This window comes from Stenotrophomonas pictorum JCM 9942 (assembly GCF_001310775.1).
Classification (GTDB): Bacteria; Pseudomonadota; Gammaproteobacteria; order Xanthomonadales; family Xanthomonadaceae; genus Stenotrophomonas; species Stenotrophomonas pictorum.
Map to the genome: position 1 here is coordinate 1 of NZ_BAZI01000464.1, position 1,828 is coordinate 1,828.

Genomic DNA, 1,828 nt, shown 5'->3' on the forward strand with positions numbered 1-1,828 from the left:
CCGCGGCCGGGGCTGCGCCCTCGCCTTCGGCCTCCAGAAGCACCACCACGTCGCCCTGCGACAGCCTGTCGTCGAGCTTGACCTTGATCTCCTTGACCACGCCGGCAGCCGAGGACGGCACTTCCAGCGTCGCCTTGTCCGATTCCAGCGTGACCAGGCCCTGGTCCTTCTTCACCGTGTCGCCCACGGCGACCAGGATTTCGATCACCGGCACATTGTCGTAATCGCCAATGTCCGGAACCTTGATTTCAATCGTCGCCATTGTCTTCTCCTGTGGGCTCAGCCGGCGTCGCCGCTGAACCGGTCATGCATCTTGTCGAGCGCGCGTTCGATGTCGGCGTAGCGCTTCTCGTGTTTTTTGTCTTTGCTGTGCGCCAGCTCCACCAGCAGCGCGGCCTGGTCCAGCAACGCTTCAAGCCGGCCGCAGCCGGGCCGCAGCCCGCTGTAGCGCGCGCCATTGAGGGTGAAGGACACCACCTCGCCATCGGTCACCGGCGCGCGCGGCGCCACCTCACTGGAGGCCAGTGCCGCCGCCCACACCTGCAGCAGGCGTTGCGCCAACGCATCGGGCACCGGCGCCTGGGCGAGCTCGGGCTGCTGATCCAGACGCAGATTCACGCCGGCACGGCTGCTGCCACTGTTCCAGCTGTAGATCCGCTTGTCCGCCAGCCCCGCCACCACGACCCATTGCCCCGCCTGCCCGGGCTCGCGCCGCAACTGCACCTGCGACTCGGGGCCGCGTGCAGGCAACGACAACAGCGACAAGCCTTCTTCGGTCACGCCGCCGAGCAGCTGCGCCGCGGCATCACCGTAGTTGGCCACCGCCGGCGGCCAGCCTTCACCCACCACTGCCGCGCACTGGCTTGCCGCCAGCACCGGGGCGGTGGTCAGCGCCAGCAGCGTCGCCAGCAGCAGGCGTGCGGACGCGACTGGCTTCACAGCAACACGCGGCGCATGTCGGCCAGCACCTGCGAGAGGTACGTGGTGAAGCGTGCGGCCAGGGCGCCATCGATCACCCGGTGATCGTAGCTCAGCGACAGCGGCAGCAGCAGCTTCGGCGCGAATTCCTTGCCGTTCCAGACCGGCTGGATCGAGGACTTGGAGACGCCGAGGATGGCCACTTCCGGCGCATTCACGATCGGGGTGAATGCGGTGCCACCGATACCGCCCAGCGAGCTGATCGAGAAGCAGCCGCCGCTCATGTCGGCCGGGCCCAGCTTGCCGTCGCGCGCCTTCTTGGCCAGCTCGCCGGTTTCCTGGGCGATCTGCACCACGCCCTTCTTGTCCACGTCGCGGATCACCGGCACGACCAGGCCGTTCGGCGTGTCGGCGGCGAAACCGATGTGGAAATACTTCTTCAGGGTCAGGTTCTCGCCACTGGCATCGAGCGAGGCGTTGAACTCGGGGAACTTCTTCAGGGCCGCGGCGCTGGCCTTGATCAGGAACGCGAGCATGGTCAGCTTGATGCCGGCCTTCTCGTTCTCCTTGTTCAGTGCCACGCGCAGGGCTTCCAGGTCGGTGATGTCGGCCTGGTCGAACTGGGTGACGTGCGGGATCATCGCCCAGTTGCGGGCCAGGTTGGCGCCGGAGATCTTCTTGATGCGCGACAGCGGCTGCACTTCGGTCTCGCCGAACTTGCTGAAGTCCACCTTCGGCCACGGCAGCAGGTTCAGACCGCCGCCGGCCGCGGCCGGAGCGGCGCCCGTGGCGGCGACACCGCCACCGAGGACACCCTTGACGAACTTCTGCACATCGCCCTTGGTGATGCGCCCGCCCTTCTCGGTGCCCGCTGGAGCTGGTTCAGGTCCCACTGCCCGAATTCACGGGC

2 protein-coding genes and 1 pseudogene are annotated in these 1,828 nt (G+C 67.3%); all 3 read right to left on the minus strand.

Features of this window, described 5'->3' with window-relative positions; all coding sequences use genetic code 11:
• Nucleotides 1–262, minus strand: a 262-nt coding sequence (locus tag JCM9942_RS15045) for a biotin/lipoyl-containing protein (RefSeq protein WP_304941156.1), incomplete at its 3' end; no start/stop codon positions are given.
• Between the two features lie 17 nt (nucleotides 263–279).
• Entirely contained in the window at nucleotides 280–939 is a 660-nt protein-coding gene (locus tag JCM9942_RS15050) for a hypothetical protein (RefSeq protein ID WP_054660656.1), read from the minus strand.
• Nucleotides 936–1,828: pseudogene (locus JCM9942_RS15055) on the minus strand (2-oxo acid dehydrogenase subunit E2); the annotation flags it as partial. The pseudogene JCM9942_RS15055 and the gene JCM9942_RS15050, both read right to left, overlap by 4 nt.